Raw genomic sequence first — 26552 nt, forward strand, 5'->3', positions numbered from 1 at the left:
TTGTTAAAGTTAAGTTTAATGAAGAAGGTAGTCGCAACTGTGGATGAGGAATGGAGAAGCCCTTTTGCAGAAAAAATTCTCGACAGTCGCTGGGACTATGATACTGGACAGGTCTACTATTTCCGCGCCAGCGCGAATGTCTTGTTTGTTTATGGTAAAGGGGAAAAGACCTATTTTTTAAGATTAAGTGATGCATCTGTAAAAAAACGAGAGTGGCTTGAAGCAGAAATTGAAATGTTGCATTATTTGCGGGGAAAAGGGTTGAAGGTCGTTATTCCGGTTAGGTCTAAAAATGAAACCTATGTCGAAACCGTTGAAACTGAGCTTGGAACCTTTCAAGCGGTCGTGTTTGAAGCGCTGCCTGGCAAACAGTTTGAAACGGAAGAACTTCCTTTGGAAAATTATTTTACATGGGGTAGTGCGTTGGGACAATTACATCATACCTTCAAGGGCATGCCGGAAAAAATTAGGCATAACCGGACGAGTTGGCGTGATCAATTAGCGTTCGTTGAGGAGAAATTACCTCAACACGAAACCGCAGCAAAAACGGAGCTGAAAAAAATCTTAGAATGGGCCACTAATAAAGAAGTAACGAGCGAAAGTTTCGGTCTAATCCATTATGATTTCGAATTAGACAATCTCCGCTGGGAAAATAAAGAGGTCGCCATTCTCGATTTTGATGACTGTGTTAATCATTGGTACGTCGCAGATATTGCCTATGCATTGAGGGATCTTTTTAAAGAAAAGATTGACTTAGAGAATGTCTTAGTGAAGGAATTTTTACAGGGATATCGAAGCAAGACAGAATTGGATGTTCGTGAGCTTCAGGATCTAACATGGTTTATGAGAATGCACCATTTGGTTATGTTTACAAAGCTACTGGAGGCGGTTGATTTAGATGATTCGAATCAACCGGAGTGGTTAAGTCAATTTAATAAGAAGCTAATTGGTTATTTAGAAAACTATAGAGTTTCCTTCATAGCCTAATCCTATTTTCCTGCTGCTTCCTAATTTTATACATATCCATTTTATTGATGAATACATTTTAAATGGTATCGAATTCGAAAAATGGGGGGCAGCAGGATATGACAAGAAATGTTGAAGAGGCGGCTCGTTTTGAACATGGCTTTTGGCTTCAGGTTTTAGGTGACCATGCGAGATTTATACATGACTCTTTGGCCGTAAGTGAGGCGGAGTCAATAGAAAAGGCTAGTCATTTTATTACGGTTTTCGATGGGCTTTTGCAAAGAGTCAGTAGTAATAATCCTGTTGAGTTAAGCGTCGTGGCTGACAAGGAAGTCCTTCAATTAAAGGATTTTAAACTGAATTTACTCGAACGCCAATTAGTAGGGAAAATAAAGATTGGGTTACCACCAACATTCATTAACCATATGCTCAATGAGTTAGAAGAATATCAACGAGTATTACAATATTTAAAAGAAGGGCAAACTCCGCCAATTTTCCATGAGTTGCACCATCATTTAATTTGGCTAATTGATGCGGCGGGTCATGCAGGAGCGATCGATGCTGATTTAGATAGGGTTGAGAAAAAGCTGAAGAAAACCAGTAAGGAATTTACAAAAACCTTTGAAGAATTCTACCTAAAAGCAGTTGAAATGGCTGGATATTTACGGACAAACTTATCAACATTTCCGGCACTGAAAAAATTTAACCAAGATGTTCGGTTAGAGATGGAAGTATTCATGGGTTTCCTCCAGGAAATCGAGGAAATGGGCTTAACAAAAGAAATGCTAGGTACCTTCCAGCCGCTAATGGCCGACCACATGTTCAGAGAAGAATGCTACTACCTTACCAAACTAGCCCAATCCACCAACCAATCAACACCCCAATGCGACCCAACCAAACCCCGTCAACAAAACTAAACCTGTACACGAAAACATTTCACCGATTTAAAGAATGATTATTTTTTAAAGCACTAAAGCACTTTAGTGCTTTAATGCTTTAAAAAAATAGGGGACAGTCCCCTGACCTTTTAAAGCACTAAAGCGCTAAAGTGCTTAAAAGATATACATGCAATAAAGCGGTGAGGTGCTTCTGTTTTGTAACGAAATCGATTTATCTTATAATTAAGTGAGTCAATTGTAAAAGTCGCATTATACCATGATGAAAGGAAGTCAGTTTGATGGATTCCACTATTGAAAAACTACAAAAGCTAAATAAATCCGTTCAAAAACTAGAAGCAGTTCTCCAAGAATTTTGGAGTAATGTCGAAGAATTAGAAGAAGAACCTGGATTTAAAAAACTAGTTAAAGAATCAAAACTAGTCGAACAACTAGAAGAATTCGAAAACTGCTTAGGCAGCATACCCGAAGATGGGACAACCGTAGCCGACCTAGAAGACGCCATCGCCGATCTCATCGACACCATTAAAACGCTTTAACACTTTAAAGCAAGTGGGGACTGTCCCCACTTACTTTAAAGCGATAAAGTGTTTAAACAATGGGTAGCTTAGGTAGCCGAGGAGGATTCCGACCATGTTGAGGATGAGGTCGTCGATGTCTAGGCTTCCACGGTGGGTGAGATATTGTAGGCATTCGATTATGCTAATAATTATGAGAGGTAGAAAGAGAAGTTGGAATTTATCCATTTTCCGCAGACATTCTCTTCTAAACATCAAATAAATCCCATAAGGAATAAACAGTCCGATATTTGCAGCTAAATTGTAAAATGCCACCAGCAAACTCACCTTCCCCGAAAGAAAGAAGGAAATGGTTGTAAAGGGAATGAGGTTATAGGAATCATAATTTTGACCACTCGGACGAAAAAACAACAAAATAATAAGGGATACTGAATATACAGTGAGAACCCAATTAATGGTCCTAAAGGACATAGAAATTGTCTCTTTTCGTATCCATAAAACAAAAATGGTGACGACAACCCAAACACAGAAAAATAATGTACTAATCACAATGGGGTGAAGGTAATCAACCAGTTGAAAAACGACCGGTGATATTAGCCCAAACACCAGTAACGAAACTAATGTCGAATAGATAAATGTATTTTTCAAAAAGTGGCACCTCATCGTAACGGTATTCTATTGATTATAGCAAAAAAAAGGTATGTACAAAGCACAAAGAAAGCAAGGGGATTAACCCCCTTGCTTTAATGAATTTCAATAATCCCACTTGAAACATCTAAGTTGATGTCATATTTGCCACTACCATGTTTGCCTTTAATAGAATGTTTATCTTTTTGGTAATTCTCAAGGTCGAAGTCATTGCGAATTAATCCACTATTAACCTCAGCATTCAGTTTGAAATCTGCATTTTTCGGTAAATCCAGACTTGCTTTTCCAGAACTAATTTCAATCTTAATATCGCCTGCCAGCTTATCCATTTCAATATCGAGGTTCCCTGATGATATTTCCGAAACTAACTCTCCACGGTAGTTTTTAAGATTCACGTTTCCGGAGCTAATATCAAGTGAACCCTTACTAGTGATTAAGGAATCAATTTTTACATTACCAGAGGAAACATCTCCTACAAAGCGCTTAGCAGAAATATACTCTAAATCAACATTTCCAGAACCTAGATCTATCGAAAGCTCTTCTAGTTTTAAAGACTTGTTTTTAGAAAAACCTTTACTTTTAAAATTGCCAGAACCGATATCGACATGTAGTCTTTCGTTATAGTCTTCAGGAATATAAACGGTCAGTTTCGTATTCTTTAAAAACCCCAACCCTTCAATCCATCTTCGTTTGTACTTAACTTTAACTGTGTCGCCTTTTTTATCAACGGTAACTTTTCCTTTTCCATCTAATTCAGCTCGTAAACTGCTACCATTAACAGGAATTATTGTCGTACTTGCGCCGGATACGTCAATTTCAATCAAATCAACACGATTGGTAATTTTGGTCGATTGGGAATCACCCTTACTATTGGACCACCACGAAAACACATTGGACTGGAAAAATAAAATATACACACCTGCAATCATCACAGCAGCAATAATTACTTTTTTCATCTAAAACCCTTCTTTCCCCTCATTTCAATAATTTTATTTTATAGCAAATATTGTAAACAGGGAATTGCTCTGAAGGTTTAATTTTTTCTAAGACTTGAGACTTAGTTTGGGTGCCTGTCACCGTTCTCCTATTTTTTTACAACTTTAGCCCCGGTCTGATTAAGGTTATTTAAGGATTCTGACTCCATATTATGTGCCATTCAATTTTAAAGGGGTTTTATTACAATTAAGGTAGAAATTATATAAAAGACCCAGGCGTTTATAATGAAACTAAAGGGGTGGTTATAATGCAATCGATCACAAACGATTACTTAGCTTTGCTGGGGTTAAAATTAGAAGCTCCAACCAATGATTATTTGGAGAAGATATGTCATGCCCATTTAAATACGTTTCCCTTTGAAAATATTAGCAAACTAATCTATTATCGGGACCGCGAGAAAAACAAGTTCGAGATTCCAGCTTATTCTCTTTTCGCAGAGCAATATACCAAATACCATTTTGGGGGAACCTGTTACAGTTTAAATTCTAATTTATATACGCTTCTGAAGGAGCTTGGTTTTAAGTGTTATTTGATTATGTTGGGAAAGGTTCATATGGGTATCGTCGTTGAAATTGAAACTGAACGCGTGTATGTGGATTGTGGAGCGGCAGCGCCGATTTTTAAGCCGATTCGGTTTGAACATAATTCAGAGAATAAAGCGCAATTTGGTGAGGATCAAGTATTTTTGAAATTAGTAAACCCGGATCAGGATGAATTTGAGTATGTTCGTTACCTAGGTGGGGTACAAAGCGGAAATAGCTGGACGTTTCATTCCAAAAAGAAATTTCAACTAAGTGATTTTTATCAAGTCATCACAGACTCTAATCAACCTGGCGCTGATTTTATGACATTACTTCGCTGTCAACTATGGCAAACAGAGCAGGGACGGAGTGTTTCTTTGGTTAATAATGGGTTGACTATCCGAAAATTTGATGGAAGCACCGAAAAATATAACTTAAACTCAGTTGCGGTGATCAAGGAAGTCATCCAGGAAGAATTCCGATTGCCACGGCTACCTGTGGAAGAAGCGATCGAGGTTTTGAAAGAATTAAACATTGATATTTTTGCAAAAAATGACAGCCAATAAGCTGTCATTTTTTATTAGTCCAAATACAAAGAAAAATCTCTTATTCCTGCGTAAGCTGCCCCACTCTTTATTTTGTCCTCCAGGTCTTGGATCGTGTAGGTCTGCCATTCCTCAAGGTTATTTTGGTCCCACACCCGATTAAACAGTTGATACAAGTAAATTTCCCTTAATTTTAGAAAGATAGGAATTTGCTTAAGAGTATCCTTGTGCAGTAGATTTTCAGATTGATAACCTTTGAAAAAGGGAGAAAGGAAATTGGCCTTAAAGCGCTCTTCATCCCCGTTGAATGAGCTATGCTGCCAATAGGCATGATAAAAAAACACCGCCATATCCTGGGCAAACCAATTATACGAACAATCATCAAAATCAATGACAACGATTTCCCCATTTTCATCGAGGATGAGATTCCCCTGATGGAAATCGTTATGGATGAGCCCGAATGAATCAGCGGTGATGACAAAAGGTGCAAGGCTCCTCAGCAGCTTCTTGTAACAGTCTCTCGTCCACGGTTCAAGGTTTTTTTCAATATCAAATACATCAGGGTTTGCATTTGAATAGACCGGACGATGATTTTCCGCTATATTAAATTGCTTCGATAATGCATGCATTTTACCAAGAATCCTTCCAAGCTTGGTAAAAGTAGATTCATTCCAGAAGGAGGAGTCCGTAACATCGAAGGAACGGCCACGGATATACTCAAAATAAGTCACGACTTTGCCGTCTCTCTCCTCAATCAAGAAGGTTTGCGGAACGGTGACTCCATTTCTATACAAATATTTCATCCATTCCAATTCCTGTAAACCTTTGGCCAATCCATTTGGATTAACAGAAATCCTCACTACTTGTTCCAAATCCGGAATATAGTAAATCTCATTGTTAAATCCACCACTAAGTTTGATCCAACTTTCATCCATATTAGATAACTCCTATTCCGAAGATTCTAATGCACGTTTTACACTTTTCAAGTGGTCGCCGTCTTCCTGTTTCAGCATTTTGACAATCAGTGGCTTGGTGAGAGTCATGATCATTCCGCTTGTTTTTACTTCACATTTAAAGTGAACATAGGTGCCGTTCGTTGATTCACTCATTTGGTAATGATAAATAACCTTTAACCCGTTTGCTTCACTTTGTGCGGAAAATGCTTCTGAAGGAATATATTGAACGACCTCTATCGTTGCTTCAGCATTTCGGCCTCTTATTATCTTTGTTTCTTTAAATTTGGAACCCACCCCAATGGGTCCATCGGTGAGTTTTTCAATACTGATAATGTCTTCATTCATTTTAGGGCCATTGCTTAAATCGGAAATGAATTCAAAGACTTCTGCAACCGGACGGCTAATGGTAATCATGTCTGAAAAGGCTGGTTTCATCAAAATCTCCCCAAAAGTAATATTTTGTCATTGATTTATTTTATCTCTTTTGATTATAGCAAACAAATGCAAAAGGCTCAGTCTAAATGTGACTGAACCTTTCATTTACTTTGCGGAAGGTTGGGAGCAACTACTCTACTCGTTGCTTGGCTTTCTACCCGCATCTTTTATAGCCTTTTTTAACAGAACTTCGATTTGTGCGTTGACACTGCGGAGTTCATCGCTTGCCCATTTTTCAAGGGCGTCATAGGTCTTCTGGTCTATTCGAAGTAAAAATTTCTTTTTTTCAGCCACACCATCACGACCTTAATAAATACTACCTGTATTCACAATTGGTTGATTCCCTTTATCAGATACAAGTGCAACCATGAGATTATTCACCATTTGCGCTTTCTTTTCTTCGTCTAATTCGACGACGCCTTCACTGCTAAGTTGCTCAATGGCCGATTTTACCATGGATACAGCCCCATCGACAATAACCTTCCTAGCCGCAAGAACGGCCTTAGCTTGTTGGCGCTGTAACATCGAGGAGGCAATTTCACTGGAATAAGCTAAATGCATGATTCTCGCTTCGATGATTTCAACACCTGCCACATGCAAGCGTTTTTGTAGATCTCTTGTCAGCTCATCGCCTACTTCATCGGAATGCTGCCGCAACGAAATTTCATAATCATTGTTGAAATTATCGTAAGGGTACTGACTGGCAATATGTCGTAATCCCGTCTCACTCTGCGTATGAACAAATCCACGATAGTCCTCAACATCAAACACTGCTTTGGCAGAATCAATTACTTTATAGACAACAACGGCGGCAATTTCAATCGGATTTCCTTCCAAATCATTTACTTTTAGTTTATCACTGTTAAAATTTAATACTCTTAGTGAGACATTTTTACGTAAAGTTAACGGGATGGAAAACCAAAAGCCTTCTTTTTTGATTACCCCTAGATAGGAACCAAATAAGGTAAATACCTTCGCTTGATTTGGCTGAATAATGGTGAATCCGCTCGCCATTAAGACAATGATTAGCCCTAGAATGACAACTCCGACAATAGAGGCGGGGTTTTCATTTAAAATAAATGATTTAAAAAGATATACTGCAGCTACCCCTAAGATGACAACAATCCCAGCCCCTATAAAACCGCTCATTTTGAATATCTCTTTTTCTCTCATACACGTTCACGCCCCATTCCTAATGAAATTGTTTTGATACTAATATGATATCACTTTGTTATCATAATGGAAACGGTTTTTTGGAAAATGGGTGGAAAAATAAAATGCAAGAAGGATTTCGATTTAATAAGTGGAAATAAGAGAAAGAATATCATCCAGCTTAATGTAAGTGTCAAAACAAACCACAAAAGGAGAGGAACAGATGAATAGTTATCGTTACTTCTGTAGTACTAGAATTGAGATGGGAATTGGCAAAACGGAACAGCTAGGAAATCTATTGAATGCTCTTCAAATCGGAAAATCGGTTTTACTAGTAAGTGATCCAGGAGTTGTACAAGCCGGAATCGTGTACCCAATTATAAATACACTTGAAAAATCAGGATTCGAGACTTTAATATTTGATTCCGTCTCACAAAACCCACGCGATACAGAGTGTTTGGAAGGTGCGCAAATTTTTAGGGAAAACAAACTAGATGCCGTTATAGCAATCGGAGGCGGAAGTGCAATGGATACGGGGAAGGCGATTGCCTTGCTTGGACCGAATGGAGGAACGCCAATCGAATATGTGGAAGGAAAACGGGCATACGCCAACATTGCACCTATTGTCTGCATCCCAACCACTGCTGGAACAGGCTCAGAGGTGACGCGTTCATCGGTTATTACCGAATCTGCTACGCATCGGAAACTTACGCTGAAAGATGCTTCTTTACGTCCAACTTTAGCGGTACTTGATCCTCGTTTGACATTTACGGTTCCGCGAGCTGTTACGGCTGCAACGGGGGTGGATGCATTAGTGCATGCCATTGAAGGATATACATGCAAAGTGACTAATCCGATCTCTCAAGCCCTTGGTGCAAGAGCGATGAGAACGATTGTATCAGCTTTACCAACTGCCTTTAAGGATGGGGAAAATGAAAAGGCACGTTATTCGATGCTGGAAGGAAGCATGCTAGCGGGATTGTGTTTTGGTTCGGCAGATGTGGCAGCCGTCCACTGTTTAGCAGAAGCTCTTGGTGGCCTTTATGATACTCCTCATGGAGTGGCCAATGCGGTGTTCCTACCATATGTTTTAAAATATAACGCGGTAGAAGAAAAAGCGATACACGCAGAAATAGCTAAGATCATGAAATTTGCAAATGAAATAGATTCCGAGGAAGTTGCTGTTGAGAAACTCATCAATGGCATTCAAGAATTTACAAACAGGTTGGAAATTCCAAAATTGAAGGACCTTCCAGGTGTGCGTGTAGAGGACTTTGATAGAATCGTAGAACTAGCTGTACAAAACAACTCCACCCCAAGCAACGTCCGAAAAATAGACCACCAAGGCTATACATCAATCCTAAAAGAGGCATACGAAGACATCCCAGTTGGCACCCAACATCGCCACTGAAACTGATAAATATCGTCAACACATGGTACTTTTCATTTTGTGGTGCCAGGCACCGATTCACTAATTTTTGGAAATCCTATAAAAAACAGCTAACTATTTTGCGTGAACTACGTGAAGTTTCCTAGTGCTTAAAGATTTTTTCGGGAGTATAATAGAAAGATACTTTTTGTAGTAGGGGAAGGAATTATGGTGGATAAACAAAATAGCAAATATAGATGGGTTGTTTTTGTGGCGGTCCTGTTTTCATATTTCATTATTGTTAGCCAAAGAACGGCGCCAGGACTGATTACTGAGGAATTAATGAAGGATTTCAAGGTGACAGCGTCGACGATTGGGTTGCTTACGAGTGTGCAATTTTTCGCTTATGCGATCTTGCAAGTGCCCATCGGCATTTTGGCAGACCGATTTGGCCCGAATTATTTTCTCGTTGTTGGGACGTTATTAAATGGGATCGGTACATTTATTTATAGTTTGGCTCCAAATGAATGGGTACTATTGACTGCAAGGTTAATGGTAGGAATGGGCGATGCCACGATTTGGATCAATTTGGTGTTGATTTTGAGTCAATGGTTTAAAGTCAAGGAATTTGTTGGTCTATTAGGTATAGCAGGGATGACAGGCAGCTTTGGCTTTTTATTGGCGACTGTCCCATTTTCGAATTGGATTGATTTCGTCGGTTGGCGCGAACCATTTTTCATCATGGGAATCGTATTATTTTTAACAGGGTTGCTGCTTTATTACGTTTTGGTGAAAAAACCAAAGCAATGGAATGAGCCTGTGCCTGGAAAAATAGCTCCGAAGCGCGAAAAAACACTTCCGCTATTGCGACGAATTTTTAGCAATCGACAAGCATGGGCGACCTTCCTTTGTCACTTTGGTTTAGTTGGTACCTATATTGGCTTTATTGGTTCATGGGCTGTGCCGTTTGGTATGAATATGTATGGGCTAAGCCGGTCGGATTCCAGTCAGCTGATTATGGTCGGGCTTTTTGGAGCGATTGTCGGTGCACCGCTTACTACCTGGATCTCTGGGCGGGTGAATTCGATAAAAAGGCCCTATATCATGGTGCATATAATCATTTTCTTAAGTTGGGTTACCTTTTTATTCTTTCACGGGAACCCACCGCTTATCTTGCTCAATATTCTATTTTTCATAGTTGGTTATGGGAACGGAGCGAGTACGTTGACTTTTGCTGTCGTGCGTAAAGCATTTGAGGTGAAAGAGGTCGGTGTCGTATCGGGTTTTGCAAATACAGGTGGTTTTATTAGTGCGATTCTTTTACCAAGTTTATTTGGGTTATTTATCGATCATTTACCGAATAACGCAGGATACCAATACGGATTTATCATACCAGTGGTTTTTTCCGCTTTAGGAATGTTTGGCGGATTTTTAATAAAAGAGAAATTGGAGACAGCAAAACAACCGTCCCTGAGCTAGGTACCGTGGGGGGGGGCGGTTGTTTTGCTGTTTTTCTGTCCTAACCTGAAAATTTCCTTTAGCGCTTTAAAGCATGTGGGGACTGTCCCCACATGCTTTAAAGCGCTAAAGGAAAGGGGGCATGCCCCCCTTTATTATTTGCCTTTACTTATTAAATAGGTTAGTTGAATCATGGTGAAGAGGAGGGAGGTTTTGCGTTTGTAACCTAAGTATTTTGGCTCCCAATGGTCGGCATATTTTTCTTTGAATCGTCTGACGCCTTGGAAGTGGTAGAAAACATGCCCCTGCCGATAAATTTGCGCGGCGATTTTTTCACTTAAAAAGGAATATTTCGAGATTCCCACATTCGCCAAAGGAGTCATTCCAAGATTAAAGCACTTGTAGCCTTGTTGTTTACCCCATTCGATGAGATTGATAAAGATGTAGTCCATCGTTCCATTAGGGGCCGCCGGTACGAAACGCATTAAATCAACGGAAAATGTCTCATGTCCATCGTACATTGGCATTAAACTGGCGAACGCAATCGCCCTGCCTTTCCGATCTCTCACCATTGCAATCGGCGCACGGGACAGGTAAGCGGGATCGAAAAACCCAAGTGAAAAGCCTTTTTCCTTCCTTCCACCTAACCAATGATCTGAAATCGTTTTAAGCTCCGCCATGCAGTCATCTGAAAAAGGAGGCTCGATTACTTCAAAGGAATAGCCATCTTTGTCAAACTTATTCCTACTAGCCCGTAAAGCCTTCATTTTGTTGCCGCTAAGTGAAAATGCTTGGACATTGACAAACCCTTCCTCACCGAGCTTGAAAAAGTCATACCCATTTTCGTGCAAGTAAGGAATCATCTCCTGACCTACTTGATAATAGATGGGCGTATAGCCATATTGATTGGTCTCATCCCGTAACTCCTCAATCGCTTTAAATATAGCCCCTTTATCTCCTACCGGATTTCCCAACACTACCAATTTGTCGGCACTGGTCTGATACGAAAACAACACCTTTTCATCCTTTGACCAATATACGGCCTTATCATGCAAATAAATCAGATGGGAAAGGGAAGTACCACCATACCTTTCTAAATGCTGGTGAATATAGTTACCATCCGCGTTGGATAATTTTTTTTCAAAGCGTTCCGGCCGTACAATCCAATAAGCAATAGACAGAATCGCCAGCGCAATCAGGAAACCAATTAGGCCGCTAAGCCATAAATCAGACGGTTCGGTGAAAATAAATTCACGAAGTTTGGCCGGAATTTTAATCGGATTTTCAGGTAAATTGGCATACCCAATAATCAAATAAAAACCGATAACGATAAAAATTCCAAGCAAGTCGACCAACATTCGGCCCCATGTATGGACAAAATTTTTCCGGTAAAAGTGATTTCGTGATATCCATAATGCCCATGCAACCAATAAAACGAAAATGGCCTCTTCATAGTTAAAGCTTTTCGAAAGCGTAAATATAGCCCCAACAATCAGCATGATGAATGCTAAATAATAGGCGCGTTTGACCCGATATTCAATTCCCCTGGCTAAACCAAGTAAGGTAATTCCAACCCCTATTGTCAGTTGATGCGATAAATTCATAATCGGAGTAGATAGGAACCCTTGCATAAATTTTAACCGTTCAATCACACCAGGGAATGAGGAAGACATCAATAACAGCACTCCGGAGGCAAAGACCAATATTGTTAAAATTAAATGGCTTACCTGACCAAGTAGAATGGTCGGCAAACCGTTCCACTTTTCGTCTACCTTTTTCCAACCATCGCGGATTAAGAGAAACATACCAATTAGAAACGGAACAAGATAATAACTAATCCGATAAAACACCAAAAGTAAAATGGCTTGCTCCTCGATTATTCCTTTTTCGGTTAATCCTAACAACATCATAAAATCAAAGGACCCTAATCCACCTGGAATCATACTAACAAGACCCGCAGACGCAGCAACAATTCCTAACGAAAGGATTTGCGGAAAAGTAACTGGTAAATTAAGAAACATAGCGATGATATAGATAATGACAAATATTGAAAACCATTCTACCGTTGAGATAGTCACAAATTTGATGGCGAAAATCCGTTCTGTTTTTTGTGATAAATTAATTCTTTTTGTCACAAGGAGACCGATGAGCATCGCCGGCAAATAAAGAGCAATCCCCCAAATCGCAAAGGATAACCACCGGTAATCGGCGAGGATCACGGAATTCGAAAATCCAAAAATATACACCCAGCATAGTACAGAGAGACCTGATAAGGAAAATAACGACAATTCGGCAATTCCTTTTAATATTTCCATTCTGTCCTTCGTATACTTTTGATAAAAGTACGTCCTTAATGCTGCTCCGGCAAAGCCGCCAAAACCCAATAAATTGGACATCGCATTGCTGGTAAAGGAATATTGCCATAATTTCGTCTTGGGAATGGCCAGCCCAAACCTTTTGGCAAAGACAAAATCATAAAAAATCATCGTCGAGACACCGAGCGATCCGACTAGAAGAATGCTACCCATTTGAAAGGAGTTTAAATCATTTAAATGTTTTTTAATTAAAGCAACATCAATATCCCCAATAAATTTTCGACCTTCACTCATAATCAAAATGAGCAAGCCTAAGGGGATGACAATTTTTAAAAACGATATGATCCTGTTTCGACTAAGCAAAGTTATTTCTCCAATCTCTTAAAAACTCTTCAGTTCATTATAAACAAATAGAATGAGCAAAGGGAAGATAGTTCGAAATAGTAAGTAATCAACCTACCCAAAAAAACGCCCTTACTTTAGTGCTTTAAAGCAAGTGGGGACAGTCCCCACTCGCTTTAAAGCGCTAAAGTAAGGAGATCTTTGTGTCAAAAAACAGGAGTATGGGCTTTTATGGCGAAATAATAATAACACAAGTTTTCATGCTTCTCATTTAACCTTTTTTGAAAACGATTTCATTTTGAGTTTAGCGAAATCAACTGAAATGACTGTGCAAAGGAGTGTAAATGCTGTTGAATGATTTGAGAACACCGATAAAAAAGTTCCGTCCCGAAATTGAAGGGGTTAGAGCAGTAGCGGCATTCCTAGTCGCCATCTATCATATTTGGATTGGAAAGGTATCCGGCGGAGTGGATGTTTTTTTTATCGTTTCAGGTTACTTAATTACCACCTCATTATTGTCGAAAATAGATAGGGATGGCGGGATTCAGTTTTTTGACTATTTGGCTGGATTGGCAAAAAGATTATTCCCGATTGCCTTTACTGTGCTTTTCCTAACAACCTTAACATCTATTTTGGTCATGCCACAAACGCAGTGGATGCAAATCATGTCTGAATCATTCACGTCCGCCTTCTACTATCAAAATTGGCAATTAGCCAACAATGCCGTTGACTATCTGGCACAGAACAATGGAGCGAGCCCATTTCAACATTTTTGGGCACTTTCGATTCAGGGGCAGTTTTACGTTACCTGGCCAATTATCATTTTGCTAGCCTTTTTTATCGCTAAAAAGGTCCTGAGAACCCCGGTCCGGAAGACCCTTCTCGCGATCCTTTTGCTCATTTTTACGACCTCAATCACTTATTCGATTTATAAGACGTCCGTCAACCAACCATGGGCCTACTTTGATACGTTTGCCCGGGTTTGGGAGTTTAGCTTAGGAGGGATTCTAGCCCTTACGATTTCTTATTTTCAGTTTGAAAAATCGGTCAATGTCATCCTTGGATGGGTAGGTCTAGCGATCATTTGTTTGACGGGAATGCTTTTACCCGTATCTAGCGTATTCCCAGGTTATGCAGCCTTATTTCCGACAACAGGCGTCATCCTGATTATTATTTCGGCCGAAAATAATAGTAGGATTGCCGTTAATAAGCTATTAGGCTCGAAACCGTTTTTATTTTTTGGTAGTATTTCCTACGGTTTTTATTTATGGCACTGGCCAATTTTAATCTTTTATTTCGCGATAATGAGGACGGATGCTATATCCCTACAAGGTGGGCTTATCATTATAGGGCTGGCGTTTATATTATCGGTTATTTCAACAAAAGGAATTGAAACACCGATACGAAAAATGAATGTCAACCATTCGCGGTTGAAGTTGGCAGCTGTTTTAATTACCTTTATGATTCCAGTATTTATTGTGAACACGACCTGGGGCGTGACGGTCAACCAGACGATGAAAGGTTTAGAAGAAGAATTAGTGGTAGAGGAGATTCTTGAAGCGGTGGCCGCACCAATTTTTACCGAACCAACCCCAAATCAACGAATTATACCTTCTACCATTCATGTAAAATATCAATTACCGGCTTTCTATGAAAATCCAGAGTGCTATTCGGAGTACAATGATCCAAAAGTAAAAGTATGTTCCTTTGGTGAAGCAGCCAATCCCGAGTATACGATTGCCCTCGTTGGCGGATCACATTCCGGGCACTGGTTCCCGGCTTTGGAGGAAATCGCCGCAACCAATCATTTGCGCATCGATGTCTACAATAAAGATGCCTGTCGTTTCTCCGATGACAATTTTAATGGACAACTCCATGATTCGTGCATGGAATGGAATAAAAAGCTGTTGGAAAAATTAATCGCCGATCCTCCTGATTATGTCTTTACTACGGCAAATATTGGCAAGGAAGAGACGATTCCCGCGGGATACCTTAGTCAATGGAGAAAGCTGGAGGGCATTACCGAGGTATTTGCTATCCGCGATAATCCAAGAATGCTCATCGACCCGCCAGTATGTGTCGACGAAGGGGAACTAACAAAATGTATGGCACCAAAAAAGGCTGTCCTATCTGATCGTTTACCTTGGGAAAACACAGAAGGGATTCCAAGCAATGTGACCTTTGCCGACTTAACCAAGCATTTCTGCGACGACGAGAATTGTAGCCCTGTTATCGGCAACATCTTGGCTTATCGTGACCTCCATCATATATCAACCTATTATTCTAAGATGCTGGCCCCTGCTTTAGCAGAGCACCTCATCCCGGCTTTAGAGAAATTAAATAAATATGCCGAATCCTCTGATACGGAAACATGAGTTTTTATAAAAAATAGCAAGAAACGAGAATGCCCTTCAACTGTCGGTGAAGGGCATTTTTTTTTGTATGTTCAATTAATCGAGAGAAAAAAGTTGTTATACCTACAAAAGTAATCTAATTCCCGAACTTCTAGATATCACTAGCGTTGAGTTATTAAATCATGGTTTATTTAGTTTCTAGAATAGTTAATAATTTATATATTCTAAAAATACAGAAAATTACGGTTGTATTATCATTTCTCTAGTAATATAATGCTAATAATAAAGTTAACACTTCAAAAATAGAAAAAACGAAAGTTTAAACTTCAAACAAAGGAAGGTGAAGATTCTATTAATAAATGGATATAACAGCCAAGAAAACTAATGAATGATAAACACATCCTGCACCAATCTACTAAGAATTGCATCCTTCAATAGATTTAACACCAATGTAAAAGCGTCTCCTTACGATTATTTCCATACTTCAAAGTTCAGTCAGCAACCACATCAAGAATGTTACATACCTTTAAAAAAACAATCCCAACCTTAGTAAAAACGAAAAGGCTATACTCTTTAACAATAGATGTCTACCTTATGGAGGAATCTATTTATTTAGTTTAGCCATATTTAATACAAATTTTAAAATGGGGTGTAAAAGTTGAAGATTATTATTGGTGGTATTGCTCATGAAACAAACACGTTTTCGAATGTTAAAACAGACGAGGAATCTTTTAGACTCTGGGGCTGGGAAAAAGGTGAAGAAATCCTAGCCAAAAATCGTTTTGTAAGAACTTTCATTGGCGGGATGATTGATCGGGCAGAAGAATTAGAAATCGATTTAATCCCTACCTTTTCAACCTTTGCGTACCCAGCAGGAATGATCACAGCAGAGGCCTTCCAAACATTGAAAAAGGAATTAATCGATGAGATTAAGAAGGCAGTAGGATATGATGCGATTTTACTATCGTTACACGGTGCAGGTGTAGCAGAGGGGACAGAGGATTTAGAAGGCTCCATCCTTAAAGAGGTACGCGCCGTTGTCGGTGATGATTTACCGATTATTATCACGCTTGATTTGCATGCTAATGTGACAAAAACGATGGTTGAAGAATCAACTTTAATTCTTGGCAATCATCTCTATCCACATACAGATAGTTACGAGATTGGTAGGGAGGCAGTGGAGTGGTCTCAGAAAATCGTTGAAGAAGGCTTACGTCCAACGATGCATTTGACAACTCTACCAATGATCATTCCAACTTCAACGACAAACCTATCTCCTGCAATGGATGTTAATGAGTTTTGCTACAACTGGGAAAAGGATGAGAACGTCATAGATTGTACTTTCTATCATGCGTTTCCATATACAAATATATCAGAACTAAGTGTGGCGGTTTTAGCTACGACAATGAATGACCCTCTTTTAGCTAAGAGAGTCGCCGATGATGTGGCTTCGTATGTATGGGAGCAGCGAGAGGAATTCTTCCAAAAGCAGCCATCTCCAAAGGAAGGAATTGAACTTGCTCTCCAACATGAAGGATTGCCCGTCGTGATAAACGAAACATCCGATAATCCTGGTGGTGGGACTCCCGGAGATGGCACCTATTTATTAAGAGCATTACTAGAGGAAAAGGTCGAAAATGCTTGCTTTGGCTTTATCTATGATCCAGAGGTCGTAGAGAAGGCCTTTAAGGCAGGGGTTGGCTCTTCGATTGAAGTCGAGTTAGGTGGAAAAACGGATACATTGCATGGTGAACCAATTTTGTTAACTGCCTATGTCAAGTGTTTAACGGATGGCAAATTTACCCAATCATCTCCGATGGGGAGGGGAGCAAAGGTAAATCTGGGCCGCTCAGTCCGTCTTCAATCTGACGGGGTTGATATCATCGTTTGCTCTGTTAAAGCGCAAACACTAGATGAGCAAATCTTCCTTTTACATGGAATCGATGTGGCTACCTATAAAATTGTTGCATTGAAATCAAGTCAGCATTTTAGAGCAGGTTTTGAACAGATTAGTTCAAAAATCATCACTGTCGATTCACCAGGATTAACAACCTTAGATTTTACAACCTTTCATTACAATAAATTAACGACAGAAGTATATCCTTTACATCCAGTTTCCTTATTAAAAACAACTTAATCTAAGGGGAGATCAACTTGAATAGGTCAAAAAAGTCAATTTTTTCTGGGGCTGGATCAACCAATTTACACCGGATCGCCCGGAATTAAATGAAGCATTAAAAACACTAATATCTTTATGATACCAATCTTTCTTATAAGTCCTAGTACATTAGGGAGAAACGCATGAAAAATATTAAACAACGAATCAAAGAAAATTATCAAGACTTAACTCAACGATTAAAAGCTGTCGCTAATTTTATGATTGAAAATCCTAAAGTCATTGCCTTATCTCCGGCTAAAGAAATTGGCAATTTAACGGGGACAAGTGAGACAACCGTCATTCGTTGCTGTCATGCTCTTGGGTATTCCGGTTACTCAGCGCTTCAGGAAGATATCCGAAAATCACTGCTGCTTCCCGAGGAAGACGAGGACTTATTTAAAGCACTTGCTGCAGGTATGAAAGCGGATAAAAATGATATTTCGCAATTTATGGAGAAGGACATTGAACACATTCGTAAAACCTACGAGCAGTTAGACCGTGCTGTCTTTATGGAGGCCGTAAACAGTATCATCGCCGCCGAAAAAATGGTCGTGATTGGATTAAGAACCTCCTATGCGCCAGCCAACTGGCTTGGGTATAGTCTCAATATTATTAAGGGAGATGTAACGGTATTTAAGGGTGATATTGATGATGCCAATTATCTAATGACACAAATTGATGAAAAATGGCTGGTCATTGCCTTATCGTTTCGAAGGTACACGCAACAAACTTATTCGTTTGTAAAAGCGGCCAAAGAAAAGGGGGCGAGAGTTCTCACTTTAACGGATGATGAACTTTCGCCCGTCGGATTGTTGTCCAATATCACGATAAAAGCGATTACCCCAAATCCAACAAGCTTGAGAGGGATGCCGACCATTTTCTCGATATTAAACGCCATCGTTTCCTGTGTCATGGTTATGGATAGTCAGAATGTTGAAAGAAAGCTAGATGAGTACAATCAATCTAGTGAATATTATTATTCTTTTTCTTATCGGCAACACGATTTTGATGATTAATAAAATGAATTCATGTAGGGTGGAACTATTTATGAAAAGCCAAGTGGAATTAAATGTATTTGAAGAAAAAGCTCAGGTGCTCATTGAAAAATATCAAATCCCCGGAGTAGCCATTGGAATCGCCCATAACGGAGCATCGATTTATGAAAAAGGCTTTGGTTATCGAAATGTGGAAAAACAGCTTCCGGTAACGATGGATACCGTGTTTGGAATTGCGTCCGTTACAAAATCCTTTACCTGTGTGGCCATCATGCAACTTCAGGAGCAAGGAAAGCTATCTGTCCATGATCCAGTAATAAAATACTTGCCTGAATTCTCTACACCAACTGAGTTTACCAATCAAATGACAATCCATCATTTTATGACACACTCAGCTGGTATTCCTCCATTGCCATCACTTTTGTATGCAAATAAAAGAAGTATTAATGCTGATCCATCAGCACAGGATTATCCTGGTTTGAAAATTCACGGGGTTGATCAAGAACCGATTGATACAGTTGAACAATTGATGGAGTTCATTGGGAAGTTAGATTTTTCCTTATTAGGCGAGCCTGGAACAGAATTTAGTTATTCCAATGACTGCTATGCTCTACTAGGAGCGATTATTGAGCGGGTGTCCGGAAAACCATACGTTCAGTATATAAAAGACTATATTTTAGAGCCTGCTGGTATGGTGAATTCTTGTTGTTTATTAGAGGAGCTACAAGATCATCAGGATATTACTTCCCTTTATGCAGCCAAAATGGTAGCGGATGGAGTGGAAGTTTATGAGGCTCCAGTTTGGTGGGATTCCCCATCGATGCGTGCAGCTGGTTATTTAAAATCGACTGTAAATGATATGTTACGTTATGCTGAAATTTTTAGAAATAATGGTCAGGTTGGCGATCGACAAATTCTTTCCCCAGAGAGTGTTGAGCAAATGATCGCCCCTCATATTGAATGTTCGCCTGGAAAGTTCTATGGTTATGGCTTAATGATTACGCCTGATTATCATGGGGCCACTCTGGTTGAGCATGGTGGAAATTTAAAAGCCATTGCCTCCCAACTCGCCATTATTCCTGAACGAGGTATTACCGGTATGATTTTAACCAACCTTGCAGGTGTTCCGGCAACAACCATCATGGCAGGGGCTTTAAATGTCGTAGAAAATCGCCCTTTTGAGGCAAGTGAAGCGAATCTGCAACCGGTAGAATGTAGCCCTGCCCAATTGACTGAATATGAAGGGACCTATGTTTCGAATGAAGGAATGAGTTTAAACGTTGAAGTGAAAGACGGCGGGTTGAAATTTTCCTCAACTGGGTTAAGCATTCAAGCGCAATATGTTGGGCAGGATTTATTCCTGGCTTCAGTAAGGGATCAAACAGAGGTCGTTCGATTTGTTCGGAATGATCAGGGGGAAATTACTCGAGTGGCTTACCATTTTAGACAATTTCCTAAAAAGTAAGGGTTCGAAATCCTTCGACACCGTTTAGTGGTGGCGAAGGATTGATTTTTTCACCCAAGAAATGATTGGAGCAAGGAGTGAGTAAATTGTTCGCACAAATTAATGGAACTAAAATTTATTTCGATATTGAGGGGTCTTCCTATGAAATTGATGGTACGACTGTCCGAAATAAGCCTGTCTGTTTTGTTTTACATGGTGGGCCGGGCGGAACGCATGTGGGCTTTAAGCCTCATTTAACCCCATTAACTTCAGATATGCAGTTCGTTTATATTGATAATCGGGGTAGTGGGTTATCTGAAAAAGGTCCTCAATCAAGCTATACACTAGAAAATAATGTGGAAGATATTGAGGCTTTGCGAAACTATCTCGGCTTGGAAAAAATCATCCTCCTTGGTCATTCATATGGCGGGATGGTAGCAATGAGCTATGCATTAAAATACCAAGAAAATTTAGAGTCTTTAATTCTAATAACCACCTCACCAAGCTTTAGGTTTTTAGAAAAGGCAAAGGCGTTTATTCAGCAGAATGGAACGGCTGATCAAAAGGAAATGGCAGATGTCCTCTGGGAAGGAAATTTTACTTCTACTGAACAGTTGCTACGTTATTACGAGGTAATGGCTCCCCTTTATCAGTTTTCATTTAAGCCTGATGCGCCTAAACCAAAACCAGTTTTTCCAGGGCAGCGTTCCTATGAAGCATTAAATGAAGGATTTGGCCATTTTTTAAGGACATACGACATACGGGAGCAATTGCCCCAGATTCTCACGCAGACGTTAGTCATTGCCGGTAGATATGATTGGATTACCCCAGTTGAGGAATCGGAACAAATTGCTGAGAAGATTCCCAATAGCAAACTCGTTATCTTCGAAAATAGCAGCCACAGCGTATTCCAAGACGAACATGAAAAGTTTATAAACGTAGTTAGAGAATTCCTTAAAACAAAAAAGAAAATATCTATTTAAATCAAAAGACCCTTTATCACTTTAAAGCATGTGGGGACAGTCCCCGAATCTTTTAAAGCGCTAAAGCACTAAAGTGCTTTGGTGCTTTAAAAAATTACATGCTTAAATGTTAAAGGGTTTATTTAATTTCCTTTTTTTTGAAACTATTTGACTGGTCTTTCGTAGGTAGTTGTAATGATAGTTTAATTGGGGGGAGAAGTATGAAACTTATAAATATAGATTCCGAGAAATGGACGCATGGGCTATACGGGATTATTATTATATTATTTTTTAGTTCATTTATCATGCCTATTGTGAGCATCTACTGGTTTCAGGACTTTTTCTATCATTCTAAATCGCATTGGATCTTCATCGCGCCATCCTCTGCCTACATAATCTTTTTTATTGGAATGATTTTACTTCCGATTGCGATATGCCTTCATCTTGTTATAAAATCAAAATTCAATTGGACATGGTATGGTTGGATTACCTGTTTATTATTCTTTTGTGCGATTCCATTTTTTTACTTAGGAATAACAAACTATTATTACCTTGATGAAGAGGGATATCATAGTAATGATTTATTTTCTACACAAGAAACGGTTTATCGTTGGGATGAGATGAAGGAACTGAAAGAGGTTTGGGTAACGAAAAATGGTAGGAGTACAATCAATCAATATTTAGTTATTACGGTTGACCAAAAGGAAATCGACCTTTCTCAAGCATTTGTCAGCAAGTACAGCGTTAAACACAAGGTATATAAGACATTGGAATCGCTCGGGGTGGAGGTCACTACTACGATGCAGGACTCTGATAATGAATGATAAAGAGCAGAAGCGCTTAGACTCTGATAGAGCTAGGCGCTTTTTTATTAGGGACAGCTTTTTTATTTTGAGATGTATTAGTTTAAAAACAATAAAAGTGCAAAATAGCATAGTATAATAGAATCAAAATTCTGAATACAGGTGAAACTTATGAAAGATGTACAAACGTTTCCTTATCCTTTTAGTGAAAGTAATGTTTATCGCTATTCGAATAACTCAGCTCCTTTACTAAACCACCATGTGATTGATGTGACAGAGCACTATTTGGATGAAATCCATTTAAAAAAAGAACTTCTAAGAAAATTTCATAGTCGCTGTTATCAATCGACTCCCCACACCTTAGAGGCTCAGTGGGAGGTAGTCGCTCTAATTATAGATGACCTAATCTCTCGGTATTCTGAACAATTTCAATTAGAAAAGAACGGTAATCATTGGACATTTTCAAATACGAAAACAAATGAGGTGGCCACCTTTACTTTCGGTGATGAAACATCCCTCGAGCTAGAGCCTTTAGATTTTATCGGTCGCCATGTTCAAGAGGATTTAATCATCATGATGCAACGGGACGGGGATTTATTTTTAGATGCGGGCCAGCTTTGTTTTCCAGCGAACTGGTCGCTTTATTTTAACTTAGGGATGAATTTCAAAGAAATCCATGCACCGATTCCAGGCTTTCAAACGAATCATTTAGACAACCGAATCCTCCAATTTTTAATGCGAATCGAAACTGGAACTCCTTGGGGGAGAAAAAATTGGGGGCTGTCGGCGGGAAATCGACTGGATACCTCTCTCGAAACCTTTTCTGAATGGGGGCAGCTTCGGAAGGAAGTAACGAAGGAGAATGCGGGGCAACTTGTCCATTTTCGGGTAGAAGACCAAAAGCTTTTTCGCCTTCCTAAAAGTAATGCCATCCTATTTACGATTCATTCTCATGTGCTGCCATTAGAAAAATTTATCAAACATTCCCCGTGGCTCCAGCAATTTTACACGATTCTACAAGAGCTTCCGGAATCCATTGTTGATTACAAAGGATTATCGCTCTATCGCAATCAAGTCTTAGAATATCTTGAAGAGGAAATGACAAAGAGATGAATAATCAAGAATTGGCATTGATTAAGGGGAAAAGGAGATATTTATTTTGTACGGATTTAAGAGGCGCTGAATCTATTAACGATATGATTCAGCAAGCGATTGCGGAAAAGGTTCCGTTTGACCATCATATCATCGAACAAGAACCTGACAACTTCATCGATATCTGGTTCCAGCAGCAAAAGATGGGCACCTATTTATACATTGTTGGTCAAAATGAATTCGTAAAGCGGGTGGAAAAGCTGGCCATAGACGCTGGTTTTTCACAATATGATAGGCAAACGAAAGTGGTTGGACATAGGAGCAAAAGTGTCATTTGTAGTAAATGTCATGCCAATAATGAAGTCGATGAAGACAGCCATATTACATGTAAGCACTGTGGTTTGGAACTGGAAGTATCCGATCATTATTCACGACGTTTGGACGCATATCTTGGCTATCATTCTATCAAATAATCAAAGCTGGAGGAGTACGACCTTGCGATTAGAAGTAAGAGTAATAAATATTATCGAAGAGACCCCTTCTATTAAGAGATTTACCTTACAAGCAACGAACCAATCCGTGCTTCCAGACTTTAGTGGGGGTTCTCATATTACAACGTATATATCTGATCCTACAGGAACAGTGGAACGACATTATTCGATTTTTAATACCACATCTGTGAAGGGACTTTATGAAGTGGCTGTCCGATTAGCTGAAAACTCAACTGGTGGGTCCTTATATTGGCATAAACAGGTTCGAATTGGTGATGTGTTGACCATAAGCTATCCTAAAAATTACTTCCAATTAAGCTTTCAAGCGAAGCATCATGTCTTTTACGCGGCCGGAATTGGGATTACCCCATTTCTGTCAATGATGAACGAGCTTACTTCGAAAAATAGTAGTTTTGAACTTCATTATGCTGCCAAATCAAAGGTTCAGTGTGCTTTTTATGAGTATTTGAGAACGAAATACCCTGATCAATGTCATTTTTATTTTTCAGAGAGTGAAGGCAGTAATCGGTTATCCCCAACCCAACTTTCCAATCATCGAATTGGTACACATGTGTATTTCTGTGGACCGGAGATGATGATTCAGGAATTTACGGCGGCGGCTAAAGGATACGGATATCCTACCTTTAATATTCACTTCGAACGGTTTGCACCTCCAACTAGAAAGGAACAGCAGGCGTTTAAGGTAAATTTTATTAAAAGTGGCAAACAGCTGGAGGTTTCGGCGGATACATCCTTATTAGAAGTACTTCAGAAAAATGGGATAAACGTTCCTTATTCCTGTCGTGTTGGTGGATGTGGGACTTGTGAAGTACAGGTGGTAGAGGGAGAAGTTGTTCATTTGGATTCATTTTTGACGGAGGCTCAAAAGGGTACCAATAAGGTAATGTTAAGCTGCGTATCTCGTGGAGTTGGGCATTTGGTGTTAGATCTATAAATCTATTTGGAAAAGGAAAGAGTCCAACAGAACTCTTTCCCCAAAGCCAATATTAGTTACGACGGTCATCAAACCAACCAATTAAATGCTGTAAACGCTCTAAGCGGTGTTTCGGTTTACCAGAGCGAGAAAGCTCATGGCACTCATCTGGGAAACGAACAAGCTTTGTTTCTACACCTAGACGTTTCAATGCAATATACCATTGCTCCGCCTGTTCCATTGGACAGCGTAAGTCTTGCTCACTGTGCAGGATAAGAGTCGGAGTTTTTACATTACGGGCATGTGTAAGCGGTGAAACTTTTAACAGCTTTTCAACATCATCCCAAAGGTCCGCATGGCCGTGCTGCCATTCGGTGAAGAAGAAGCCGATATCGCTTGTGCCGTAGAAACTATGCCAGTTACAGATACTGCGTTGCGTAACAGCTGCTTTAAAGCGTTCAGTGCGTGTCACGATAACGTTTGTCATATAACCACCGTAGCTTCCTCCAGTAACGAACAATTGGTCTTGGTCGATATAGTTGAAGTTTGCTAAAGCATAGTCAACTCCAGCCATAATATCCTCGTAATCCATTCCGCCGTAATCACCGATGACTGCATTCACAAAATCATGGCCATAACCATGGCTACCGCGCGGGTTAGTGTAAAGGACAACATAGCCTTTAGAAGCCATTAATTGCATTTCATGATGCAATCCATTTCCATATGCCGTTGCTGGTCCACCGTGTATCTGAAGGATCATTGGATACGTTTTTCCATCCTCAAACCCATAAGGCTTGATCACCCAACCTTCAATTTCCTTACCGTCGGTGCTGTTGTAATGGAAATTCTCCGGCGTAGATAAATGAACTTCATTATATAAATCTTGGTTCCAGTTCGTTACCTTCACAACGTTATCTACATTCGTTAAATCCTGTGTTACTACATCACCTGTAGAATGAGGAGTAGCTAAAACTAAAACTGCTTGGTCATCACTTACAAGGTCATAGGAAGTAACCGATGCAACGGAAGGAGATAGAGCAGCGGAGACCTCACCATCAAGGCTAACTTTAAATAACTGACAATCTCCACCAACTGTTGCGTTGAAGTAGATATGTGAGCTTGTGGCATCCCAAACAAGGCGCCCTTCAGCTGGGTCATACTTCGCATCAACCCCAACAAGGTTTCCTACCGTGTAATCAAAGCTTTCGGTTAAATTTTTCAACTCACCTGTTTCAGTAGAAAGAAGGAGAACATTCGCATTCCCTTGACTTCTTTCACCGCGAGTATGACCGGCAACAGCAAGCCACTTACCGTCCGGAGACACGGAAGGTGCATAAACATAGCCATTAGCTTGGTAGAATAAAGACTCTTCCTTGGTTGCGATATCATATTTCCAAATCGCAGGAAGATAGCCCCACTCTTGATCTTCAGCCTTTGTTCCAATGTAAAATAAATTTTGTCCATCTGGAGTGAAACGAGGCATTCCAAAATCATGATCGCCTTCGGTAATCTTTGTATAATTCTTTGTATCGATATCAAATAGGTAAACATGCTTGCGATCATCGTTATAAATACCAGCGCCATCGCCTTTATAACGAAGTCTTGTAATGACCTTTACGTCACTCTTTTCTTCTTTCTTTTCTTCGTCCTTATCAGTGTTGAGCTTTAATTCACCGCTGATTGTAAGGACAAGCTGCTTTCCGTCTGGGGACCAAGCAAACTCGCCAATTCCTTGCTTCACATCGGTTAATTGGACCGCCTCGCCACCATCAGTATGTAGGAGCCAAACTTGATTTTTTTCAGTACGGTTCGAACGGAAAGCAATCGTCTTCCCATCGGGAGACCACTTTGGAGACGTATCCTTTACCAATTTATCCTTCGAATAATGATAAGTAAACTGTCTGCCTTCACCCTTTAAATCGGTCACATAAATAGAAGAATAATAGCCATCTTTTTCCTTGTCCACATGAGTTAGGACATACGCAACCTTATCCTTCGCAGGAGACACCTGAGGATCCCCAACAAACTTAAACTTACACAAATCATCTGCCGTAATCGGACGCTTCGTCATCAAAACAACCTCCAAATAATAAACTATGAATCTATTTTAACCATTTCGGCAATCGAAGTAAAACATAATATTCAAAATTAATTGAAAAATGGTGACAGGCACCGTTATGGTAAACTTGGTGCCTGTCACCG

Annotated in this window: 23 protein-coding genes; 15 read left to right on the forward strand and 8 right to left on the reverse strand. The window is 39.7% G+C overall.

The window, feature by feature from the left end; all coding sequences use genetic code 11:
• The 3 genes from ACX9YW_RS05505 (at position 1) to ACX9YW_RS05515 (ending at position 2401) form a co-directional block, all read left to right on the forward strand.
• The gene (locus ACX9YW_RS05505) at positions 1-987 is read left to right on the forward strand and encodes a phosphotransferase enzyme family protein (protein ID WP_460343012.1); all 987 of its coding nucleotides are present in this window, start codon (positions 1-3) and stop codon (positions 985-987) included.
• Positions 988-1085: 98 nt separating this feature from the next.
• A complete protein-coding gene (locus ACX9YW_RS05510; RefSeq protein ID WP_460343015.1) occupies positions 1086-1883 on the forward strand; it encodes a DUF2935 domain-containing protein in 798 nt (265 codons plus the stop codon).
• A 260-nt stretch (positions 1884-2143) separates the two neighbouring features.
• Positions 2144-2401, forward strand: a complete 258-nt coding sequence (locus tag ACX9YW_RS05515; protein ID WP_460343018.1) for a hypothetical protein — start codon at positions 2144-2146, stop codon at positions 2399-2401.
• A 30-nt stretch (positions 2402-2431) separates the two neighbouring features.
• Here the strand turns inward: ACX9YW_RS05515 and ACX9YW_RS05520 are convergent, their stop codons facing one another.
• Both ACX9YW_RS05520 and liaG read right to left on the reverse strand, forming a co-directional pair.
• Positions 2432-3028: a VanZ family protein gene (locus tag ACX9YW_RS05520; protein ID WP_460343021.1), complete on the reverse strand. Its 597-nt coding sequence runs from the start codon at positions 3026-3028 to the stop codon at positions 2432-2434.
• A 95-nt stretch (positions 3029-3123) separates the two neighbouring features.
• The gene (liaG, locus tag ACX9YW_RS05525; RefSeq protein ID WP_460343024.1) at positions 3124-3984 is read right to left on the reverse strand and encodes a LiaG family protein; all 861 of its coding nucleotides are present in this window, start codon (positions 3982-3984) and stop codon (positions 3124-3126) included.
• 287 nt (positions 3985-4271) lie between these two features.
• Here liaG and ACX9YW_RS05530 point away from each other — a divergent pair, with 287 nt between their 5' ends.
• On the forward strand, positions 4272-5111 hold the full coding sequence (locus ACX9YW_RS05530; protein ID WP_460343028.1) for an arylamine N-acetyltransferase: 840 nt from the start codon (positions 4272-4274) through the stop codon (positions 5109-5111).
• A gap of 14 nt (positions 5112-5125) precedes the next feature.
• Here the strand turns inward: ACX9YW_RS05530 and ACX9YW_RS05535 are convergent, their stop codons facing one another.
• The 4 genes from ACX9YW_RS05535 to ACX9YW_RS05550 form a co-directional block, all read right to left on the reverse strand.
• A complete protein-coding gene (locus tag ACX9YW_RS05535; RefSeq protein WP_460343031.1) occupies positions 5126-6025 on the reverse strand; it encodes a phosphotransferase enzyme family protein in 900 nt (299 codons plus the stop codon).
• 12 nt (positions 6026-6037) lie between these two features.
• Positions 6038-6481: an SRPBCC family protein gene (locus ACX9YW_RS05540; RefSeq protein ID WP_460343034.1), complete on the reverse strand. Its 444-nt coding sequence runs from the start codon at positions 6479-6481 to the stop codon at positions 6038-6040.
• A gap of 135 nt (positions 6482-6616) precedes the next feature.
• Complete coding sequence (locus ACX9YW_RS05545; protein WP_460343037.1) at positions 6617-6775, reverse strand: type II toxin-antitoxin system antitoxin; 159 nt, start codon at positions 6773-6775, stop codon at positions 6617-6619.
• A 12-nt stretch (positions 6776-6787) separates the two neighbouring features.
• The gene (locus tag ACX9YW_RS05550) at positions 6788-7654 is read right to left on the reverse strand and encodes an SPFH domain-containing protein (protein WP_460343040.1); all 867 of its coding nucleotides are present in this window, start codon (positions 7652-7654) and stop codon (positions 6788-6790) included.
• A gap of 202 nt (positions 7655-7856) precedes the next feature.
• On the opposite strand from ACX9YW_RS05550, the gene ACX9YW_RS05555 reads away from it, so the two are divergent.
• Both ACX9YW_RS05555 and ACX9YW_RS05560 read left to right on the forward strand, forming a co-directional pair.
• On the forward strand, positions 7857-9044 hold the full coding sequence (locus ACX9YW_RS05555; protein WP_460343043.1) for an iron-containing alcohol dehydrogenase: 1188 nt from the start codon (positions 7857-7859) through the stop codon (positions 9042-9044).
• 189 nt (positions 9045-9233) lie between these two features.
• Positions 9234-10481: an MFS transporter gene (locus ACX9YW_RS05560; RefSeq protein ID WP_460343243.1), complete on the forward strand. Its 1248-nt coding sequence runs from the start codon at positions 9234-9236 to the stop codon at positions 10479-10481.
• A 134-nt stretch (positions 10482-10615) separates the two neighbouring features.
• On the opposite strand, the gene mprF is transcribed toward ACX9YW_RS05560, so the two are convergent.
• Positions 10616-13138 (reverse strand): bifunctional lysylphosphatidylglycerol flippase/synthetase MprF, encoded by a 2523-nt coding sequence (mprF, locus tag ACX9YW_RS05565; protein ID WP_460343047.1) that lies wholly within the window; start codon positions 13136-13138, stop codon positions 10616-10618.
• Between the two features lie 329 nt (positions 13139-13467).
• On the opposite strand from mprF, the gene ACX9YW_RS05570 reads away from it, so the two are divergent.
• The 9 genes from ACX9YW_RS05570 (at position 13468) to ACX9YW_RS05610 (ending at position 24371) form a co-directional block, all read left to right on the forward strand.
• The gene (locus tag ACX9YW_RS05570; protein ID WP_460343050.1) at positions 13468-15492 is read left to right on the forward strand and encodes an acyltransferase family protein; all 2025 of its coding nucleotides are present in this window, start codon (positions 13468-13470) and stop codon (positions 15490-15492) included.
• A 637-nt stretch (positions 15493-16129) separates the two neighbouring features.
• On the forward strand, positions 16130-17608 hold the full coding sequence (locus ACX9YW_RS05575) for a M81 family metallopeptidase (protein ID WP_460343053.1): 1479 nt from the start codon (positions 16130-16132) through the stop codon (positions 17606-17608).
• A gap of 164 nt (positions 17609-17772) precedes the next feature.
• Entirely contained in the window at positions 17773-18645 is an 873-nt protein-coding gene (locus ACX9YW_RS05580; protein WP_460343056.1) for a MurR/RpiR family transcriptional regulator, read from the forward strand.
• A 31-nt stretch (positions 18646-18676) separates the two neighbouring features.
• On the forward strand, positions 18677-20089 hold the full coding sequence (locus tag ACX9YW_RS05585) for a serine hydrolase (protein ID WP_460343059.1): 1413 nt from the start codon (positions 18677-18679) through the stop codon (positions 20087-20089).
• Positions 20090-20175: 86 nt separating this feature from the next.
• The gene (locus ACX9YW_RS05590) at positions 20176-21051 is read left to right on the forward strand and encodes an alpha/beta fold hydrolase (protein ID WP_460343061.1); all 876 of its coding nucleotides are present in this window, start codon (positions 20176-20178) and stop codon (positions 21049-21051) included.
• Between the two features lie 200 nt (positions 21052-21251).
• Positions 21252-21854, forward strand: a complete 603-nt coding sequence (locus ACX9YW_RS05595; RefSeq protein WP_460343064.1) for a hypothetical protein — start codon at positions 21252-21254, stop codon at positions 21852-21854.
• A gap of 150 nt (positions 21855-22004) precedes the next feature.
• Positions 22005-22946: a heme-dependent oxidative N-demethylase family protein gene (locus ACX9YW_RS05600; protein ID WP_460343067.1), complete on the forward strand. Its 942-nt coding sequence runs from the start codon at positions 22005-22007 to the stop codon at positions 22944-22946.
• Positions 22943-23398, forward strand: coding sequence for a dimethylamine monooxygenase subunit DmmA family protein (locus ACX9YW_RS05605; RefSeq protein WP_460343070.1), 456 nt, complete (start codon positions 22943-22945; stop codon positions 23396-23398). The genes ACX9YW_RS05600 and ACX9YW_RS05605 overlap by 4 nt, the downstream gene beginning before the upstream one ends.
• 22 nt (positions 23399-23420) lie before the next feature.
• Positions 23421-24371: a PDR/VanB family oxidoreductase gene (locus tag ACX9YW_RS05610; protein ID WP_460343073.1), complete on the forward strand. Its 951-nt coding sequence runs from the start codon at positions 23421-23423 to the stop codon at positions 24369-24371.
• A gap of 52 nt (positions 24372-24423) precedes the next feature.
• On the opposite strand, the gene ACX9YW_RS05615 is transcribed toward ACX9YW_RS05610, so the two are convergent.
• Entirely contained in the window at positions 24424-26421 is a 1998-nt protein-coding gene (locus ACX9YW_RS05615; protein WP_460343076.1) for a S9 family peptidase, read from the reverse strand.
• Between the last annotated feature and the right edge of the window lie 131 nt (positions 26422-26552).

This window comes from Pseudoneobacillus rhizolycopersici, from assembly GCF_054786815.1.

Excerpts from the sequence above, each read along its gene's own strand:
- ACX9YW_RS05510 (WP_460343015.1), top strand. The coding sequence starts at position 1,086 with ATGACAAGAAATGTTGAAGAGGCGGCTCGTTTTGAACATGGCTTTTGG.
- ACX9YW_RS05515 (WP_460343018.1), top strand. The coding sequence starts at position 2,144 with ATGGATTCCACTATTGAAAAACTACAAAAGCTAAATAAATCCGTTCAA.
- liaG (WP_460343024.1), bottom strand. The coding sequence starts at position 3,984 with ATGAAAAAAGTAATTATTGCTGCTGTGATGATTGCAGGTGTGTATATT.
- ACX9YW_RS05530 (WP_460343028.1), top strand. The coding sequence starts at position 4,272 with ATGCAATCGATCACAAACGATTACTTAGCTTTGCTGGGGTTAAAATTA.
- ACX9YW_RS05535 (WP_460343031.1), bottom strand. The coding sequence starts at position 6,025 with ATGGATGAAAGTTGGATCAAACTTAGTGGTGGATTTAACAATGAGATT.
- ACX9YW_RS05540 (WP_460343034.1), bottom strand. The coding sequence starts at position 6,481 with ATGAAACCAGCCTTTTCAGACATGATTACCATTAGCCGTCCGGTTGCA.
- ACX9YW_RS05550 (WP_460343040.1), bottom strand. The coding sequence starts at position 7,654 with ATGAGAGAAAAAGAGATATTCAAAATGAGCGGTTTTATAGGGGCTGGG.
- ACX9YW_RS05555 (WP_460343043.1), top strand. The coding sequence starts at position 7,857 with ATGAATAGTTATCGTTACTTCTGTAGTACTAGAATTGAGATGGGAATT.
- ACX9YW_RS05580 (WP_460343056.1), top strand. The coding sequence starts at position 17,773 with ATGAAAAATATTAAACAACGAATCAAAGAAAATTATCAAGACTTAACT.
- ACX9YW_RS05585 (WP_460343059.1), top strand. The coding sequence starts at position 18,677 with ATGAAAAGCCAAGTGGAATTAAATGTATTTGAAGAAAAAGCTCAGGTG.
- ACX9YW_RS05595 (WP_460343064.1), top strand. The coding sequence starts at position 21,252 with ATGAAACTTATAAATATAGATTCCGAGAAATGGACGCATGGGCTATAC.
- ACX9YW_RS05600 (WP_460343067.1), top strand. The coding sequence starts at position 22,005 with ATGAAAGATGTACAAACGTTTCCTTATCCTTTTAGTGAAAGTAATGTT.
- ACX9YW_RS05605 (WP_460343070.1), top strand. The coding sequence starts at position 22,943 with ATGAATAATCAAGAATTGGCATTGATTAAGGGGAAAAGGAGATATTTA.
- ACX9YW_RS05615 (WP_460343076.1), bottom strand. The coding sequence starts at position 26,421 with ATGACGAAGCGTCCGATTACGGCAGATGATTTGTGTAAGTTTAAGTTT.